We start from the raw sequence: 19951 nt of genomic DNA, 5'->3' as shown, positions 1-19951 counted from the left end.
TGTAAATTAAATAGCAAACTTATACTGATTATAAGGTGTTATACCGCATTTTATTTATAAATCATAGGAAAGGTGAGACACAGAATGGCAACTGAGAAAAGAAGACTAGGTAACATTCTTGTAAATGCGGGGAAAATTACAGGATATCAATTGCAAGAAGCATTAAAGTCTCAAAGGACACTAGGGAAGAAACTAGGAGAAATACTACTCGATAGTAAAATTATAACTGAAGAAGATATAATAGAAGCAATAGAACAACAGACAGGAATTAAAAAAGTAGATTTAAACACAATAAATTTTGATAGAAAAGCAATTACATTAATTCCTCAAAATTTGTGTGATAAATACTTATTGATCCCATTTGGATTTGATAACAATAAGATTAAAGTGGCCCTCGCAGACCCACTTAATATCTTTGCTATTGATGATGTTGCAATATCAACAGGATTTGACATAGAGTCGTTTATATCTAGAAAAGCGGATATAAAGAAATTTATAGGAATATATTATAGTAGTCAGCAGGTTAACAATGCTGCTATTCAACTGGCAAAAGAAAGTACTAAAGCAGTCAAAAATAGTAAACAAGCCATAGATGAAATGAGCGAAGTTAATAGTGCACCAGTAGTTAAAATGGTGGATTACCTGTTTAAAAATTCAGTAGAAATGAAAACTTCCGATATTCATATAGAACCATTTGAAAATGAAATAAGAATAAGGTATAGAATAGATGGAAAGCTTCAGACCGTTAATACACTTGGGATAGAAAGTTTAGGACCTTTAGTTACAAGAATAAAAATACTTGCGGGTCTTAATATAGCAGAAAAAAGAATACCTCAAGATGGAAGGATAATGTTCGAGGTTGATGGAGCTCAAGTGGACCTTAGAGTATCCATACTTCCAGTGGTTAATGGCGAAAAGATTGTAATAAGAATTTTAAACACCAATGGAGCGATATTAAATAAAAAGCAGCTTGGAATGAGTGAAGAAAATATTCATAGATTAAATAGAATAATAGGAAATCCTCACGGAATTATATTAGTTACAGGACCTACAGGAAGCGGTAAATCTACAACTCTGTATTCAATATTAAATGAATTGAACTCTAATAGTGTAAACATAATTACAGTAGAAGATCCAGTAGAATATACCATGAATGGAATCAACCAAGTAAGCGTAAATGAAAAAGCAGGGTTAACTTTTGCAAGTGGGCTAAGAAGTATATTAAGGCAAGATCCAGATATTATAATGATTGGAGAAATTAGAGATGAGGAAACAGCTGAAATAGCTACTAGAGCAGCTATAACAGGGCATTTGGTTTTAAGTACTCTTCATACAAATGATGCGCCCTCATCAATAATAAGGCTTGTAGATATGGGAATTAAGCCTTATTTGGTTTCAACTTCTGTTGTTGGAGTTATTGCGCAAAGATTAGTAAGAAAAATATGCAATAACTGTAAGGAAGCGTATGAAGCTAGTAAATATGAGAAAGAGGTTTTAGAAAGAAATATAAGCGAGACTTTAACTCTATATAAAGGTACAGGCTGTGGATATTGTAATAATACCGGGTATTCAGGAAGAATTGGTATTTACGAAATTATGGAAGTGACAAGAAAACATAGAGAAGCTATAAATTCAGGTGAAAATTCAGATATTATAAGAGATATTTCAATAGAAAATGGCATGAAAACTTTAGAAAGTGAATGTAAGGATCTGGTGCTAAATGGAATGACAACAATAGAAGAACTAGCAACAATAGTAACGCTATCCAATGACAATTAACAATGAATTATTTTCGATGAAGGGCAGGTTCTTAATGGACTTAAAAATATATTAAGAAATTCTAACGAAATTTCATTATTAATTCTGCATTGTTAATTGTAAACTGTGCATTGAAAGGAAGGTGATTATATGGCAAAATTTAAATACAGAGCGATGAACCCAGATGGAGAAAAAATAGAAGGAAGCTATGAAGCGGATTCTAGAGATGAAGTTATTGATTTTATTTCAGGTAATGGATACTATCCGTTAAAGGTAGAAGAGGTAGTAGAAAGTACAAATATTACCTTGAATTTCAATAAGAAAGTAAAACTTAAAGACCTGGCAGTATTCTGTAGACAGTTTTATACAATGCTTAATGCAGGAGTTCCAATTCTAACATGTTTGGATATATTAAGTTCACAAGTTGAAAATCAAAAATTAAGACAAGCCACTAAAGAAATAAATGATGATGTGGCAAAAGGTGAAGTTTTATCAGAATCCATGAGAAAGCATAAAGATGTATTTCCAGATCTTTTAGTATCTTTAGTGGCTTCAGGAGAAGCGAGTGGTAATTTAGAAGACATAATGCTTAGAATGGCATCAAATTATGAAAAAGAAAATAAAATTTCAAATAAAGTAAGAAGTGCATTAATATATCCCACAGTATTAGGAATGGTTTCTATTGGAGCAGTGGTATTTATTTTAACTTATGTAATGCCTACTTTTACCGAAATATTTGAACAGAGTGGCACTGTATTGCCATGGTCAACAAAACTGTTATTAGCCCTTAGTAGTGGAATTAAAAATTATTGGTATATTATTATAATAGTAATAGGGTTGGCTGTATTTTTAATTAATATATTCTTAAAAAGTGAAGAAGGTATACATTTTTCGAGTAATCTGAAGTTAAAGCTACCAGTACTTAAAAAACTTAATCAGATGATTATAGTATCAAGATTTACAAGAACTATGTCAACTTTAATAGCAAGTGGACTGTCACTTGTAGAAGCATTAAGAATAGTATCAGAAGTTTCGGGTAATAAAATTGCTGAAATTGAGCTTTTAAAAATAAGAGATAAAGTTGTAAGAGGAGAAAGTTTATACGGATCTATGAGAGAAAGTGGAATATTTCCAGAAATGCTTTATTCCATGGTGAAAATAGGAGAAGAAACAGGATCTTTAGAAGATATATTAAATAAAACGGCAGACTTTTATGATGAAGAGTTAGACTCAATAATTCAAACTTCAGTAGCACTTATGGAACCACTTTTAATAGTTATAATGGGACTTATAATTGGATTTATGGTGGCTTCTATAATGTTACCAATGTTTGATAGCTACAATCAGATTTAATAAAAAGCAATTAATGCATATGCTAATTTACAGGGTGCATTAAGATATATAATATGAAATCAGGAGGGATTTAAAATGAACCAATTATTGGCGAAGAAAATGAATCAAACAACAAAGAAAAAAAAGAAAGGATTTACATTAGTTGAATTAATTATAGTTATAGCGATAATTGCAATTTTAGCTGCAATTGCTATTCCTAAATTTGGGCAAATAAGAGAAAATTCAAATGTAAAGGCAGACATAGCAACAGCAAAGAACATTCAAACTGCAGTTACAGCAGCAGTTGCAAATGGCGATATAGACTTAGACACTGATTCAGTTACTCTCACAGATGTGCTTGATACTACTACAGTTCCAACAGCAAAAGCAAAAACGGAAAAAGGCAATGCGTTTTCAGCTAGCGTTAGTGCTGACGGAGAAGTCACTGTAAAGGCAGGAGACACTGAAATACTGCCTACACCTGGTGGGGATTATGAGGATACAATATCATAATTTTAATTAATTATATCAATATTAACTTAATTTTTATGTGTAGGAATTACAAGTATAACCTACACATAAAAGTATATATAAATTTTATAGCAATATACTTGTATAAAATCAAATTATATAAGCAAAAAGTTATTAGTTTTGAAAACAAATAATAAAAATGAAAAAATGGGGGGAAAGTTGAGAATGATGAAGAAAAAGGATAAGTCTGAAATCAAGAAAAACACTAGGGGCGCAAGTTTTAAAGAAAATAGAGAGTCAATTAATATTAAAGCTTTAATGAATATGGACTTAGGAACTTTAAAGGTCAAATTCTCAAAAAGCTTTAAAAGAATAAATAAAATAAGCACCCCAGAAAAAAAGAGAAAAGTCATTGCCTTTGATATGGGAAGTTCTATGATAAAGATAGTTGAAGGAATATATTATAAAGAAGATTTAACTATAGATAGATATATTACTATAAAAACACCTAAAGGTGCCATTGTAGATGGAGAAATAAAAAAATCGGAAGAGTTATTCATTAAATTAGGACAAGTATTAAAAGAAAATGGAATAAAAGCAAAACATGCTATATGTACTAATAATTCTACATTAATTATAAATAGAGAAATTTTAATTCCAAAAGTAGAAGAGGAAGAAATGGATACTGTGGTAAGATATGAAATACAACAATACTTACCTATAAATTTAGAAGATTATATATTACAAGTACAACTTTTAAATGAAGAAGAAATAAATGGATCAGAAAAGCTTAATGTAAGAGTAATTGCATATCCAGAGAAAATAGTTAGAGGATATTATGATTTTTTTATAAAATTAAATTTAAAGCCACATGCTTTAGATGTAAACTATAATGCAATAAATAAGTTTATTAATTGCATAGATAATAATAGTGAATATGAATATAATCCAAAAGATTCAGTTGCTTTTATTGATATGGGAGCAAGCTTTATCGATGTTAACATATATAAAAATAGGAATTTAGATTTTACTAGAATGATAAAAGCTGGTGGAAATGATATAGACGAAATATTATTAGAAAGAAACGGAATTAAGGCTGATGAGATAGAAAATTTCAAATTTAAAAACATAGATTTAGAAGAACCATTTGAACCAATTAACATATATGTAAGAGAAATTGTGGATGATTGGATAGAAAAAATAGAAAAGATAATTCAATTTTATAAGAATAAAAATATGGGGGATGAGGTAACTAATATAGTTATTTTTGGAGGAAGTTCCAAACTAAAAGGAATAGAAGAATATATGACAACAAAGCTTGGAATAAAAACAAGAAGAAAAGTACTTTCTAAAATTGCCTTTAAGTCAAATGACGATAGTAAACCTATTGATGACTTTATAAATGTCATAGGTTCAGTCATAAGACTTTAATAAGGAGGCGATGAAATGAAAGATATAAACTTTTTTAAACCTTACCAAGGGAAAAGTAAAGAAAAAATAAATTTTAAGCGTTATATATATGGAACAATAATAATAGTGGCAATTTTAATAACTGGAACTTTTGCAGTTAATACTGTTAAAATAATTATGCTAAATAGAAGTATAGAAGATTATAATAATAAATTATCTGCATCAGAAATTCAAGAGCAATTAAAAGAAGCAGAAGATGTAAATAAACAGATAACTGTATTAAAGCAATATGACAGTGCCCTTACTGATGTTGCGATATCTGTTAAGAATAGAGATAATGTTTCAGATATATTATTAATGGATATAAGTTCAACAGTACCAAGTGAACTTTCATTTAAGAACTTAGACATAGTAGATAACACAATAACTATAAAAGGTGTAGCAACAAATAGAAGTGCAGTTGCAGAATTAAAGCATAATTTAAGTTCGCTATCAAAAATGCAAAGTGTTTATGTAAATTCAATAGATAGTTCAGGTGCAGTAGAGGGAGAATACTCCTTTGATATAAAATGTGTGTTAAAGGATGTTGAATAATATGAAGATAAGTAATAAAGAAAAAATAATGTTATATATCTTAGGAATTATAATAGTAGGTTTTGCATACTACCAATTCGTATATTCTTATCAAATAAAGTCTATTCAAGAAAAGACTAAGCGAGAAATTGAACTTGAAAAGAGATATACTACTACTATGAGCACAATAAATTCAATTGAAGATAGGAAAAGTGATATAAAAATATTAAAAGCAAAAATAAGCGATGAATCACTACCTTTTTATCCTTCAATAAGTGAAGAACACATAATATTAGAATTGGATACTTTATTGAAAGATAGTGGATTAGATGGAGGAATTAAATTTGACCGTATAGTTTCTGATAGTGTAGAAACTGTAGATAAGAAGAGTGAAACCTTGCCGGAAAGTTCACTACAAGGAATAGTTGATGAATATAATAATATAACTGAAGGTGCAAAAGAAAATAGCAATACAAATCGGAATTATGTAAGTTCAAATAATTCTAATCAAAGTCAAACCAGCAGTAATGCTAAGGATTCCAATAGCAATAATAAGACAAGTACTAAAAATTATTCAAACGCAAGAGGCTCCAAAGATAAAAAGAATACAGTACAATACATGAAATGTGAAGTAGACTTTGAGGGAAGTTATGATGGACTAAATAAATTATTAAATACAATTGGACAAAATGAAAAGAAAATTGTAGTAAATTCATTAAAAATAAGTGAAGACACAATAGATACTATAAAAGGAACAATTAATCTTGAAATCTATTCAGTTCCAAAGATTGATAATGAGCTAGAAAGTTATTTAAAATGGGATTTAAATAACACTTATGGGAAAAGTGTACCGTTTAATACAGGAGCAGCGAGCGGGAATATAGATGACAATAAGGACACTAGTGATTTTGTAGCCTCAGTCAAATCTGTAAATTCTGACTTGCCTACAATAATGCTAGGAAAAACAAATGATGATTTAAGAACAACTTATGTTTATGCGGACAGTAATTCAACAGAAAATGTAGAAATGATATTAACTCAAGAAGGAGATAAATATTATTATAAATATAAAACCTCAAAAGGAACATTTCCAGCAAATTATGATGGGCATGGAGCGGAATTTATTCCAACATCAGATAATATAGTATTAAATGTACTGAGTGAAAATAGGATTACTTCAAATGATAAATCAGAACTTAAGTTAAAGATAATAAATCAGACGGATAGGCTAGTAAATGTAGATATAAGTGGAGATGATTCAGCAGATCCACGGGTAACAGTTGAAGGCGATGGAAGTAATATAAGCGTTAATCAGAAGTAGGTGAGGACTTATTAAGAGAAATTATCGAAAATATGAAGGATTTACTTTGGTGGAAGTAGTAATAACTATGGCTATAATAGCAATACTTTCCGTAGGTGTATATGAATCTTATATATCAATTATAAAAACTACAAAAGCAAGTGAAAAAAAGCAAGTAGCCTTACATGCTGGAAATAAGATAATAGAACAAATAAAGGAAATCTCAGATAGTGGAAGTATTAACCCTTCTGACACGACAATTGAATTAGATGATAATTTTAATTTACAAGGAAATACTGAAAGATATTCTGGAACAGAAAAATTGGATGTATATGGAAACTACTATAATAGAAGTGATTATAAATATATAGCAGAAGTTATCTTGACTAAAAATCAATTGAGTCTAAACACTGCTTCTAAGATAGGATATTTATATGACGTTACTGTGACCATAAAAGATGAAGAAGATAAAGAATTATTTAGTGAAAAATATAACCAGACTATAAATATTAATTGATACTGGTGGTGATTAAATGAAAAGAAAGAAGGAAGGAGCTACCTTAATTGTTAGTGTTATAATTTTTGCATTTGTAATAACAGTAATGACCGCTAGTTTATCTATGGTAGCTGGTGAATATAAGATCAGAGTGGTAGAAAGTCAAAGGGTAGAAAATCTATATAGCGCAGAGTCTGGGTTAGATGTTGCCTATAATATAATAGGGCGAACTTTTAATGCAGCAGTTGAATATGGAAATACTCAAGTAACCAATCTAATGAGTGGAGTTCAAAATGATAACAGTACTAATGATGAAAAATATGCAAAATTAAAAGAGGATATAAATTATTGGAAAGACCTTGAAGTTCCTGATGACTTAACTAGTGATGCAAAAAGGGAATTAAGGGAGGAAAAAAGAACTAATATAATAGAAGACAATGATAATATAGAATTATTAAAAAATGAAGAATTTAAAAGAGCTTTTAATGAATTTTTGTATAGAAGTGGTAATAATTTAGAAGATACTAAAGACATTAATAATGCTGATGAATTAGCTAAATCTATATTAGGTAAAAAATACGTTAAAAACATAAACAAAGATTCTGAAGATGATAGATATGAACATGTAGTTTTTAATAATAATGATGGACAAGAAGAACCAGGACTTTTTGTTTATGATGATAAAAATCCAACTCCAGATGTGGATGTTGAGAAGGATAAAAGTGGAATTAGCTATAACGAGGGAGAGAAAAATGAACTAAAGAGTATAAGCAGAACTTTAGATGGGATAGAGGAGAATAATGATTTAAATATTGATGTTTATGATAAGCAAGAATATATAATAAAAGTAACTTCAAATTTTGAAACAACAAATTTAAGACAAGTCCAGGCAGTGTATACAATAAAGGTTCCTGATTACATGCAGTCTATAAAGAAGTATGCAGTTTTAGATAACAAATCTTTAGTTGTTGGTAAAAACATGAATTTAATTAATGTTAATAATATTGAAGTGAATGGTCAGATATTTGTACAAGGAGATGCATCAGAAGTAACTGGTACTGGTGAGATAGCGTATGATAAGTATTTAGGTGGAATAAAAATAGATAAAAGTAAAGGTATTACTTTTGATGATAATGTTATTACGAGAAGTACATTTAATATTATAGATCAGGTCAGTGTTAATATAAAAGGCAGTCTATATGCTAGAAATGTATATGTGGGAAAGGGAAAAGATTTTGCTAGTGGGCTAGCTGTTGATAAATCTAAATTAGATATATTAAATGATTTAGTAGTGGACAATGATTTAACATTAAAAGCTCACAATACAGATATTACAATTAATAATTTTTATGGAATTAATGATATTACTGATAATGATTCAGATGATACAAAGAAGAGAAATTCTAGTAGTATTATAGTTAATAAGGATAAAAGTGACGATAGTAATCCATTTACATCGAGTATAAATATTACAAATGAAGCCTGGATTATGGGGGCGGCTTATATTAATACAGATGGTAAATATGAAACAGGTGAATCAATAGGTATCAAAGGAAATTATGAAGCTTATTCCTCAAGTGTAGGTAGTGATGCAAGTAAAAATTTACATTTTGAATATGATAATCCTCTTTATTTAATTAATGGAACTGTCATTGAGAAAGGTGAGCACTTTGTTGATTATTGGGATGCTCTTGATAATATAAATAATCTCGATGTAGGAGAAATTAAATTATCTGCTGATTTAAGTAAAATTCATTCAATAGGAGCAATAGTATTTAAGGATAAGGATGGAAATAAGCAACTAAAAGGTCCAACTTACCATATGGATAATGAAACTGCTATAGGAGCAAAACAAATTGAATATGCAGAAAAAGTATATAAGCTTGGAGAAACCGCAACAGAAGATGATTATAGAGATGGAGAAGATGGTGCAATTAATGTATCAGAATTAATAGATTTATCCAATATAGAAGATTTGGATTATAACTTAGAAGATGAAGAAAATAAATCAGAAAAAGCTATATTTAACAATGAAGATAGAATCATAATAATAGAAAATACTACAGGAGAAGATTCAATAGAGGTTCCAGATGATTCAAGTTCACCTATAGTTATAAAAGCAAAAAATGGGGTGCTAAATGGAGTTATAGTTACAAACGGTGATGTGGAGATTCAAGGAGGTATCACTTTTAGAGGAAGTATTATTACAAATGGAACATTAGATATTACAGGAAATGATACAAAACTATTCAAAGATGATAATGTAGTAAAGAATGTTCAAGCACAAAATCTAGATATTTTTGAAGAAGTATTTAAAAATGGACATTATTATAATACTGATGCTGATTATGACCTATCCAAGTATTTAGACGAAAAGCTTTGGAAGCTTATAAAATAGGATGTGAATTTGTAAATGAAAAAATCGGGCTTTACATTAATAGAGATGATAATTGTAATTGGATTAACTACTATTATTCTGGGAATTCTATATTCTATATTCTATACTGGGAATAAAGTATTTTCAGATGCCGATGTTAGATTCGCTCTACAAATGGAAGCAAGGAATATCCAAGAAGAGTTAACGACAATTGGTATGCAGGGGACAGGTGTAACGGATATAAAAATTGATGGAGATTATGAAGATGAAGATGGTAGATATGTAAATAAAAAATATACAGATTTGGCTTCAACATCTATAGGTGAGATAAAACTAGAGTCCTATGGCAAGGATAGTGAATATTCTAAAGATGTAAGTGGACATGAGAATGTAAGCAATTTACAGCCGTATAATATTATATTTGATAATGGAAGTCTACGGGTAGAGTGGACTGATTCTTCTAATCATTCTAAAACACTTTCAACCCATGTAAAAAGCTTTACTGTGGTGCCAGCAGCTCCAGGAGATAGGTTTGCAAATACATCTTCGATTGAATTTAATATTGTATTAAGTAGTCAAAAGGTATTTAGTAGGGTACCTGATTATCCTATTAAAGTGAAGGTTACTTTTAGAAATAAGGATAATTAGTTAGATATGACCGTTAAGTATTTATATTTACGAATAGGGGGTGATATTATGAGTCTAATTAAAAAGAAAAAATTATATAATCTGCTGATTATAGTTTTAACACTTGCTATAACAATAGTTACTAATGTCAGCTCTGTTAACGCAACAGGAGAAAAACCAAATTTAACAATAACATATGAAAAAACAAATAAAACTACAAGTACAGATGTTAGTGGTAAAGTTAATGAGGAGATAGAAGTAACGTATAAAGTAACACCAGATCCTCTTGCTTTAGGAGATATTAATGTAATAACTGATAAGGAAATAGTTCTTGTTTTGGATACGTCAGGAAGTATGAGTCAGGCCATTTCTGGAAGTACTTCTAGGATTGCAGCATTAAGGACAGCAGCTAATAATTTTATAGATAAGTTTAAAAATGAAACAAATGTAAAAATAGGGATAGCAACCTATTCCACTAAAGCAAATTATGATAACAATAGTATCGGATTGACTTCATCAACCCAAGTGACCACATTAAAGAATAAAATAAATAATCTTAGGGCAGATGGTGGAACTAATATAGGAGATGGAATAAGATATGGATTAAATATGCTTAACAGTGGAAATAGTACTGCTAAGAAGTATATTATATTAATGTCTGATGGAGAGCCTACTTTTTATATGTATAAAAATAAGTACAAAATAGTACAAGAATGGACATGGAGTTTGAGTAGAGGGTGGTATTTAGAAGATAAGAAAGTTTCTGATGGATGGGAGTACTACACTGATTTACAAGATGATGGAAGTCAGCAAGTGGGAGGACCAGGAAATTCTGATGATTCTCAAGAGAACTGCTTTAATTATGCATCAATTATGGCTACAAAAATTAAAGAGAATAACTATTCTAGTTATCAAATAGCTTATAGTTCAGGAAGTTCGGCTAACAAAATGCTTGCGTTATCTCAAAGTGCTGGTGGAAAATACTTTAGTGCACTAGATGCAACTGCCATTGATCAAGTTTATAGTCAAATTGCGGACCAAATTAAATCAGCGTACGTAGTTGAAGGTGTAAAATTTAATTTTACGCTACCTTCTAACATAGAATACACAGGATCTACAGCAGAATTGACTATTGATGGAAAGAATTACACTCGGCAATTACCCAATATATCATATAGATTAGATACTAGTACAACTCCAAACAGATATATTGCAGACCCATTTTATATAAGTTTTAAATTTAAAGCCAGCAAAAGTGGAAGTTACACTAGTTTAGGTAGTGATTGGGCTGTTACTTATAAAGGGGTTGATGGTAGTACTATAACTAAATCCATTCCTACATTTAATTATACTGTAAGTAATTTAGATATAGGATTTGATCTTACAAGAAATATAACAGGTTATAGTGGTCAGACTCAGCTTGGGCAAACGTTGCAAATGAATTATTCTATAAGCCCTAAAAATATTTCTGTAACTAATACTAGAAAGAAAAAGCAAGTAGTACTTTTAGTTGATTCGTCTTATAGTCAAAAAGATAATATTAGAAACTTTTTAAGTAAATTTAATAGTATTACGGATGTATCATTTTCATTAGTTACTTATGATACTGGTGCCGTATTAGCTAATTTTGGGACGGAAACTCAACCTAATTATTTTGTCGGAGCAACAAACTCAACACTGCTAAGTAAAATTAATAGTATTACTAACTCTACCGGAAGTAATTTAGGAGAAGGATTAAGAAAAGCACTTTTTGCGCTTAATAACACCCAAGATGTTAATAGAAGAATAGTTATTTTTGGAGAGAATAATCCAAACTATTATTCATATACTAAAGCAGAAGATGGAACAGTAGATTATTATGAGGAATTAGATAATAATATGGGGAGTCTAACAGAAGGTCAAGTTAATGCTTTAACTTATGGAACGGATGTAACTAAATCTGAAGAATATGCTAAGTTAATAACTCAAAAAATAGTAGATACAAAAAATTTAGCTATTTCAGTAATATCTTCAGGAGATGATACAAATGATGATGTACTAAAGGAAGTATCGTCTATTGCTTCAACAGAGTTTAATAAACTATCTGCGGGTGAAGATATTACAAAATTAAGTAATGTTATTAATTCAGATCTTATAATAAGTGCCAGAGTATACGAAGTGCTTCCAGGAGGAATTAACTTTGAAGGTAGTGCTAATACTTTGAATAGAGGTATAAAGATTTTTTATAACTATGACAATACTAATAAATGCTATGTTGGAATACCGGTTGGAGTTTCAGTTAATATGATACCAAATCAAGTTGGAAGTTTTAATTTAAATAATTCTAAGCTTTATTATACTGATATAGAGGGAATTGAATTAAATAAATCTTTTAGTGACTTAGTTTTAAATATAGGAAGCAGCTATGATATAAAGCAGGGAATGTTCTTTAAACAACAATCTGATAAAGGAAGCTTAGGATTAGGAGAAAGTTATATTACTAATTATAATAGTCAAGACAGGGCTATAGGAATTAATTCGAGTTTAGGTATGGGTGCATTAATAAAAACTAATGGACAAAGTACCACAGTATCTATAGATGTTAATTCATCAAATTTAAGTGATATAAATATATCTAATATTAGTACTATCGTATATAAGGTTAATAAAGATAATACTCTAACATCCATTAGTTTAACACCAACTATAACTAACAATGGTAAGATAGCAACTCTGACATTTTCAATACCAGTTGGAACACTTGAAGAAACTTACTATTTAATAAATTATAACTATAGGATAGGTACTACATTAACTGAGGAGGAATTTAATTCTAAATATGCAGATGGTCTTCCTATATATAATAAATGTTATATAGGAACTAGTAAATCAGACACGTATAACTATTCAATAGTGGGATTGCCAGATCTATTTTAAACGAGAAAAGTGAGTTTTAAGATATTATTACCATAAATTAGAGATAGAGTTTGTAAGTTTGTCAGACCTATGTTCAACGTTAAATAATTCATAATCTCTACAATAAAGAAATCAGTAAGTATAGCACACTCCGCTAAATGAAGATTTAGTGGAGCTTTTTGGAATTTATCCTTAATGTATAATTGAGGGTATATGTTTACTTTGTAATTATTAATTATATCACAGTAAAATTGTTTAGGATATATTTCGCATAAGTACTAAAATAATACTAAATGGATTTATAAGGTATATCTTATTCGTACATCTTTTTGTTTACAAAAGCTACTAAGCAAAATGGATAAAAGAATATTTTGGTTTTTAATGGGTGTAATGGTGGCATTATGAATTAATGGATTCATAGATTAAGATATAATATAGATGACTTTTAGATAAAATATTTTTGAAGATTATGTAAAAAAACATAGGATTGTCCTTCCAAAATTATTCTGGATTTTAGAAATAAAAAGTTGATGGCTTATCTTTAAAGTTATTTTATATGTGTTAACTAAATCTTTTAGCTAAATAAAAGCTTTACTAATAGAAAAGTTGTATTATCATAAAAATGGAACTAGTGAACTCTACGAATAAAAATCACGTTTTAGATTCGGTGGAATCAAAATCTATATATAGCATGTTTTGGTGGCTGGAATTAACAACTATCTAAAATCAAGACCAGCTAATAATAGTCAAGTTAATTTTCAAAAAAATAGTTTTTGGAAAAAGAGTATGGCAAACAAACCGTTTTAAAACACGAACGGTTACAGAAATTGGAATAAAATTAAGCGACTTTGTTTAAAGAGTTATTTTCTAGGAACATTTGCTTATGTATTTTGGGATCTCTTTGCTCAAACGGAGTTTGATTTCGGAGAACAGCAAAAATGTAGTTTATAATTTTATGCATTATAGCGACTAAGGCGATTTTAGGCTTTTTGCCTTTAAGGTTTATTTGATAATAATCTAATAGGACTTTATTTATAGGAACTCCATTACGATTGTTACGGATTGAAGCTAGTGCAACAGAATATAATGCTCTTCGACCGATTCGAGTTCCTCTTTTTGAAATTTTATTATCATCGCCTTTAAAATTACCTGATTGATTAACTGAGCTATCAATACCAAAGAAAGCTACAAGATGTTTGGGCTTAAGAAAACCATCAATATCACCTATTTCAGCTATTATAGTAATAGCAGTTAATTGCCCTATGCTTATGAATTGAATCAATTAGTTCAATATTAGCTCTAATAGATTCAGGAAAAGTTTCAGACTGTATAAAATTGTTAATTTTCTGTAGCAATGTATCAATCTCTGATTGAATAGTTTTTATTAATGTTATAGAGCTGGCTATTTTGACGGCTAAACCGTCTAACGGTAAGCCAATTATTTTAGCTTCATTAGCAACCTTAAATAATTTGGAATATGTATTTTCCGACCAGATAATGCCCTTTTTAGAGCTATTAAGGAAAATCTTAATTATATTTTCCTTAGGTGCCTCTAAAATTGATTGTGGCGTTGGATATTGACTTAAAAGCTCAATTGAACTTTTAGATGTTGAATCTGAAAATATAGTATTATAGCCAGGAAAAATAACTCTTAAATCAGCGGATAATTTTTTCTTAAAAGTAGAGCTAGTATCTGTAAGTTTGTAATACTCTCTTACAAGATTTTTCAGAAGAAAAATATCAAGGCTAAGTTGTTGTGATAACTTAATGTTTTGAAATTTTCCTATTGTTGCAATAGATAAAGCGTCTTTTTTATCATTTTTCACTTTTCTTATGTCACCATTTTTGTTAGACTTAGTAACGAGTGGATTGATAACAAATGTGTTATCGAAATATTTATTAAGATAGTGGAAAAGAGATAAATGGTACACGCCAGTGGACTCCATGAAAATTGCAGTTTTCATGTTAAACTCTTCTTCCACTTTTTTTATTTCATTAACTAAGTGGTTGAAGCCATTGAGATCATGCTTTATTTTAAATGACTTCTTATAAATATCACCATTCGGTGCGAGTATTGCAGTATATGAAAAATCAGCTGAAACATCAATTCCTATTACAGGACTATAAAAAAAATTAGACATTGTATATATCTCCTTAAATTAAATTTTAGATATAGAATAGAACTTCCACTCTGTCAGATAGCTTATAACCTTGTTTGTGACACGGGTAATTCCCGAAGGGAAACCCAACCAGCTAAACATAGAATTCTACCTGATGAAATGATACGCTTTTTTACGGGTATAGGTTCTAAAAGACCTCCCAGGAGGTTTACATCTATCTTCTATTCAGGAGTATTATACTAGACTATATAAAACTTGGTTAGATTCCTTTAAGGAATTTAAATAAAAAACTATTTAAGATATGAAATGCATATTCCCTATCGGGGCGTAGGCAAAGTAATAAATTAGAATATTAAAAATAATAAGAGGTGTAATGTTCGTTAGAAAGATAAATAGTTTTCTATCAAATGTTACAACTAGATTATACAAGGAGGTATTATATTGAAACCAATAACCAAACTAGAAAAAAAGATAAAATATGTTTACAAAGACATACGTCAAATGACTAAAGTTAGTGAACTCATTAATTATATCCCAGAACAATTAATTGAAAGGTCAGCTCTCTTGCTACTTATTTTATGGGTATTATCACCATTAATTGTTATACTTTCTAATAATTTTGTAAATGATGTAGAGAAAACATATATACTTATGTTCAAACAACTATATTGGTATGAAATACTTCAAACAATTGGTTTTCTTGGCTGTATTTTAGGAGTTATCACTTTTTCAAAAAGTATTTTACAAGCAAAAGTAGAAAAAGTATCTTTACAGAACTATATTAAAAGTAACCTATTTCATCTATTTTTGTTTATGATGCTTATTTGGAGCATAATATCGTGTTTGAATTCAGATAATATTAATATTTCGCTTAATGGTACATTGTATAGAAAAGAAGGTATCATTACATATTTCACTTACTGCGGAATTTTTTGTTGTGGATATGTAGTAAGAAATAGACGATTAATAAAGATTATTTTCGAAATTTTTACTTTATGTGCAGTGGCATTATCGATATTGACTCTTGTTGATTCTAAGGAGTTAAATAATACATTAGGATTAACCTCTGATTCGTCTATCTTTTGTCAATTTAATCATTATGCATATTACTTGTGTATGTCTATAATGAGTGCATCGTTGCTATTTATTACAGAGAAAAAATCAATTCAAAAGCTGATTTTTAGAATCATAATATTTTCTGTTATCACAGCTGCCTTAATTAAAAATGGATCTTTTGGACCTTACATTGCTGTTATAGTAGGATTGATTTTTAGCATTATTTTTTCAATTCTGCTAGACAGAAAAGTTTTAAAGCGAGTAGCAATAGTTACAAGTGTTTTCGTAGCTATTACGCTAGGTATGAACATTTCAAATAGTCATACTTACAAGGATTTTTGGACATTAGGCGGAGATATATTTAAAATAGCAGAGAAATCTCCAGATGCTAATAAAGCAGGAACGGGTAGATGGATTCTTTGGGTGAATGGAGTTAGATTCATTTCTGAAAGACCTTTATTTGGTTATGGAGCAGATAATCTTGGGGATCAATATGCTAAAGTTAAAATTAATACGGATCGTGCACATAACGAGATTATTCAATTTGCTGCAAGTCTAGGTATTCCAGCTGCACTTTTATATATTGCAGCACTAGCAACTTATTTTATGTTTTTTATAAAGAAAAGGAAACAATTTTTGAGGCTAGATATCTGTATATTATGCATAGTAATTGCTTATTTAGCGTCATCAATGTTTGGTAATACTATGTATTATACAAGTCCATTTTTCTTTATGATATTAGGAATTTCAAGCGGAAGACAAAAGTTGCTTTTAAAAAGTTTTTCTAGCTATTCAAGAGAATCTGAGAATTTATTTTTAATAAAATCTTAATATCCCTTTACTAAATAATAATGATAGCAACATTGATATTGATTTTTTAAATAAAAAACTTCACTTAATTAAATGATGAGTGAAGTTTCTTATTTTAAGCAAATAGTTTATAGGATATAATATTAAAGAAAGAAAATGTAAATGAGTGGATATGTTTAGTAGGAAAGAAGGAGATTATTATTAAAAAGAAGCTGCCAATTGGAATAGATGATTTTAAAACGTTAATAGAAAATGATTATTATTTTGTAGATAAGAGCTTACTTATAAAAGAATTTATAAATAATTCTGCTAATATAATTTTAACTCCTAGACCAAGAAGATTCGGCAAGACTTTAAATATGAGTATGATTAAATACTTCTTTGATATAAATACTAAAGATGAGTCTAGAACATTATTTGATGAATTAAATATAAAAAAAGATAAGCAAATTATGGAGTTACAAGGAAAACAGCCGGTTATTTTTATAACGCTTAAGGATACTAAATTTGCTAATTTTAGAGATTTTACATCAGCAATAAGAGGTCTTATGTCAGAAGTGTATAAAGAATATATATATGTTTTAGACAGTGATAATCTGTTAGATGCAGATAAAGAAGATTTCAACAAAATACTCTATAGTAAAGGTGATATTCCGCTGTTAACAAATTCAATAAAAAATTTAAGCAGGTATCTATGCAAATATCATGATAAAAAAGTAATATTACTTATAGATGAGTATGATGTGCCAATACAAGAAGCATATATAAATGGATATTATGATGAGGTAATATTATTTATGAGAAATTTATTAGGTTCGGTGCTTAAAGGTAATTTATATATAGAAAAAGCATTGCTTACTGGAATACTTCGGGTAGCCAAAGAAAGTATTTTTTCAGGACTTAATAATTTGGAGGTAGATACAATAATCAGAAACAAATTTAGTGATAAGTTTGGCTTCTTGGAAAATGAGATAGATGAGATTTTATCATATTATGAAAATAACAATGTTAATATAGATAAGAATATGATTAAAGAATGGTACAATGGATATATTTTTGGAAACAATATCATATACAATCCATGGTCAGTACTAAATTATATTGATAATCGGGAAGAGGGATTTAAACCTTACTGGATTAATAGTAGTGAAAATGCTTTAGTTAAGAAAATTCTTTCAAATGGAAACGAGGAAATAAAGAAAGAATTTGAATATTTAATAGAAAATAAAACTATTGAAAAAGTTATAGATGATAATGTAATTATGGGAGAGATTGAAGGATCTAGTGAGAGCGTATGGAGTTTTTTACTTATGACAGGATATTTAAAGGCTGTCAAAAAAGAAAATATAGAAGGTATTTTAAAGTGTGATTTAGCAATTCCCAATAAAGAGGTTTATATATATTTTAAGAATATGATATTAAAGTGGTTTGATGATAGCTTAAGTATGTTAAAGTATAGGACTATGCTTAATGCTTTGGTAAATGGAGATATAAGAAACTTTGGAGCATTATTTAAAGGTTTTGTCATAAATAATGTAAGTTATTTTGATGTCTCAGGAAAGGAACCAGAAAAGGTTTATCATGCGTTTGTTCTTGGAATGTTAGTGTCACTTTCTGATAATTATGAAGTAAAATCAAATAAAGAAAGTGGGTATGGAAGGTATGATGTAATGATAATACCAAAGGATGCTTCAAAATATGGGATAGTAATAGAGTTTAAAAAGATAGATGAATTCTTAAGCGATACAATAGAAGAAGCAACCAAAGAAGCTTTAGAGCAAATAGAGAACAAAAAATATGCACAAGAGCTTTTAAGCAGAGGGATAAATAATATTATAAAACTTGCCATCGTATTTAAAAATAAAGAAGTGGAAATAACTCAAGGCAGTTAAAAATTTTATGAACTACTTGTTAGTCAAAATACACATTTTTTAATAAAATCTTAATTTCCCTTTACTAAATAATAATGTATAATAACCATATGTTATAAATTAATTAATATGTCGAAACATATGGGAGGAAAAATATGAATACAGTTACTTATTTAATTGATATATTCTTGCATCTTGATAAATATCTAGGATTCATAATAAACAATTATGGATTTGAAACATATTTGCTACTATTTTTCATAATATTTTTGGAAACAGGATTAGTAGTAACTCCATTTTTGCCAGGAGATTCGTTAATATTCGCCGCTGCTGCTTTTGCTGCTATGGGAATGCTTAATATATATGCGTTACTAGGACTTTTAATGGTTGCAGCAATCTTAGGAGACACAGTTAATTATGAAATAGGAAGAATTTTTGGCGATAAACTTATTAATATTGCTGGCGGGAAACTTATTAAGAAAGAACACTTAGATAAAACTAATAAATTCTATGAAAAGCATGGTGGAAAAACAATAATATTTGCAAGATTTATCCCAATAGTCCGTACGCTAGCACCATTTGTAGCTGGAATAGGAAAGATGCAATATAGGCACTTTATTTCGTTTAATGCAATAGGCGGAATTCTATGGGTATTAGTAGTTTCAGCACTAGGATTTTTCTTTGGAAACATTCCAGTAGTTAAAAAGAACTTTGAATTTGTAATTATAGCAATCATATTTATATCTATCGTACCAGTTATCGTTGAATTCTTAAGAAGCAAGATGAAAAAGACTAATCAAACAGTATAAAAAAAGCCTAATTAGGGAGTGGAAAGACTCTTTAATTAGGCTTTTG

The 19951-nt window shown here is 29.1% G+C and carries 13 protein-coding genes and 1 pseudogene; 13 read left to right on the top strand and 1 reads right to left on the bottom strand.

All coding sequences use genetic code 11. The annotated features are described in order from the left end of the window. Positions 1-84: 84 nt before the first annotated feature. From KEC93_RS21145 to KEC93_RS21100, 10 genes are all read left to right on the top strand, one after another. On the top strand, positions 85-1779 hold the full coding sequence (locus KEC93_RS21145; RefSeq protein ID WP_077869757.1) for a GspE/PulE family protein: 1695 nt from the start codon (positions 85-87) through the stop codon (positions 1777-1779). A gap of 129 nt (positions 1780-1908) precedes the next feature. Beyond that, a complete protein-coding gene (locus KEC93_RS21140) occupies positions 1909-3111 on the top strand; it encodes a type II secretion system F family protein (protein WP_077869756.1) in 1203 nt (400 codons plus the stop codon). A 75-nt stretch (positions 3112-3186) separates the two neighbouring features. Next, a complete protein-coding gene (locus KEC93_RS21135; protein WP_077869755.1) occupies positions 3187-3603 on the top strand; it encodes a prepilin-type N-terminal cleavage/methylation domain-containing protein in 417 nt (138 codons plus the stop codon). 186 nt (positions 3604-3789) lie between these two features. Continuing rightward, complete coding sequence (gene pilM, locus KEC93_RS21130) at positions 3790-4992, top strand: pilus assembly protein PilM (protein WP_077869759.1); 1203 nt, start codon at positions 3790-3792, stop codon at positions 4990-4992. Between the two features lie 15 nt (positions 4993-5007). After that, positions 5008-5565 (top strand): PilN domain-containing protein, encoded by a 558-nt coding sequence (locus tag KEC93_RS21125; protein ID WP_077869754.1) that lies wholly within the window; start codon positions 5008-5010, stop codon positions 5563-5565. A gap of 1 nt (position 5566) precedes the next feature. Continuing rightward, the gene (locus tag KEC93_RS21120) at positions 5567-6865 is read left to right on the top strand and encodes a pilus assembly protein PilO (RefSeq protein ID WP_077869753.1); all 1299 of its coding nucleotides are present in this window, start codon (positions 5567-5569) and stop codon (positions 6863-6865) included. A 49-nt stretch (positions 6866-6914) separates the two neighbouring features. Continuing rightward, positions 6915-7361, top strand: coding sequence for a type II secretion system protein (locus KEC93_RS21115; RefSeq protein WP_172462685.1), 447 nt, complete (start codon positions 6915-6917; stop codon positions 7359-7361). A gap of 16 nt (positions 7362-7377) precedes the next feature. Continuing rightward, the gene (locus KEC93_RS21110) at positions 7378-9738 is read left to right on the top strand and encodes a hypothetical protein (RefSeq protein ID WP_077869751.1); all 2361 of its coding nucleotides are present in this window, start codon (positions 7378-7380) and stop codon (positions 9736-9738) included. Between the two features lie 15 nt (positions 9739-9753). Then, positions 9754-10365 carry a type II secretion system protein gene (locus KEC93_RS21105; RefSeq protein ID WP_077869750.1) on the top strand — a complete coding sequence of 204 codons (612 nt, stop codon included), beginning with the start codon at positions 9754-9756 and terminating at the stop codon, positions 10363-10365. 48 nt (positions 10366-10413) lie between these two features. After that, a complete protein-coding gene (locus KEC93_RS21100) occupies positions 10414-13260 on the top strand; it encodes a vWA domain-containing protein (RefSeq protein ID WP_172462686.1) in 2847 nt (948 codons plus the stop codon). Positions 13261-14077: 817 nt separating this feature from the next. On the opposite strand, the pseudogene KEC93_RS21095 reads toward KEC93_RS21100, so the two are convergent. Next, positions 14078-15380: pseudogene (locus tag KEC93_RS21095) on the bottom strand (IS110 family RNA-guided transposase). 420 nt (positions 15381-15800) lie between these two features. Between KEC93_RS21095 and KEC93_RS21090 the strand changes: the two are divergent. The 3 genes from KEC93_RS21090 to KEC93_RS21080 all read left to right on the top strand — a co-directional run bounded on the left by KEC93_RS21090 (position 15801) and on the right by KEC93_RS21080 (position 19905). Beyond that, complete coding sequence (locus KEC93_RS21090) at positions 15801-17246, top strand: O-antigen ligase family protein (RefSeq protein WP_077869622.1); 1446 nt, start codon at positions 15801-15803, stop codon at positions 17244-17246. A gap of 179 nt (positions 17247-17425) precedes the next feature. Continuing rightward, a complete protein-coding gene (locus KEC93_RS21085) occupies positions 17426-19117 on the top strand; it encodes an AAA family ATPase (RefSeq protein ID WP_065418859.1) in 1692 nt (563 codons plus the stop codon). A 134-nt stretch (positions 19118-19251) separates the two neighbouring features. Continuing rightward, entirely contained in the window at positions 19252-19905 is a 654-nt protein-coding gene (locus KEC93_RS21080; protein WP_039769507.1) for a DedA family protein, read from the top strand. Positions 19906-19951: the final 46 nt, after the last annotated feature.

The sequence above is a fragment of the Clostridium beijerinckii genome (assembly GCF_018223745.1).
In the GTDB taxonomy this organism is placed as follows: domain Bacteria; phylum Bacillota; class Clostridia; order Clostridiales; family Clostridiaceae; genus Clostridium; species Clostridium beijerinckii.
This window is presented reverse-complemented; position numbering and strand designations above follow the sequence as displayed.

Bases quoted from the DNA above. Each gene is read 5' to 3' on its own strand.
- KEC93_RS21145 (WP_077869757.1), top strand. From the start codon at position 85: ATGGCAACTGAGAAAAGAAGACTAGGTAACATTCTTGTAAATGCGGGG.
- KEC93_RS21140 (WP_077869756.1), top strand. From the start codon at position 1,909: ATGGCAAAATTTAAATACAGAGCGATGAACCCAGATGGAGAAAAAATA.
- KEC93_RS21135 (WP_077869755.1), top strand. From the start codon at position 3,187: ATGAACCAATTATTGGCGAAGAAAATGAATCAAACAACAAAGAAAAAA.
- pilM (WP_077869759.1), top strand. From the start codon at position 3,790: ATGAAGAAAAAGGATAAGTCTGAAATCAAGAAAAACACTAGGGGCGCA.
- KEC93_RS21125 (WP_077869754.1), top strand. From the start codon at position 5,008: ATGAAAGATATAAACTTTTTTAAACCTTACCAAGGGAAAAGTAAAGAA.
- KEC93_RS21120 (WP_077869753.1), top strand. From the start codon at position 5,567: ATGAAGATAAGTAATAAAGAAAAAATAATGTTATATATCTTAGGAATT.
- KEC93_RS21110 (WP_077869751.1), top strand. From the start codon at position 7,378: ATGAAAAGAAAGAAGGAAGGAGCTACCTTAATTGTTAGTGTTATAATT.
- KEC93_RS21105 (WP_077869750.1), top strand. From the start codon at position 9,754: ATGAAAAAATCGGGCTTTACATTAATAGAGATGATAATTGTAATTGGA.
- KEC93_RS21100 (WP_172462686.1), top strand. From the start codon at position 10,414: ATGAGTCTAATTAAAAAGAAAAAATTATATAATCTGCTGATTATAGTT.
- KEC93_RS21080 (WP_039769507.1), top strand. From the start codon at position 19,252: ATGAATACAGTTACTTATTTAATTGATATATTCTTGCATCTTGATAAA.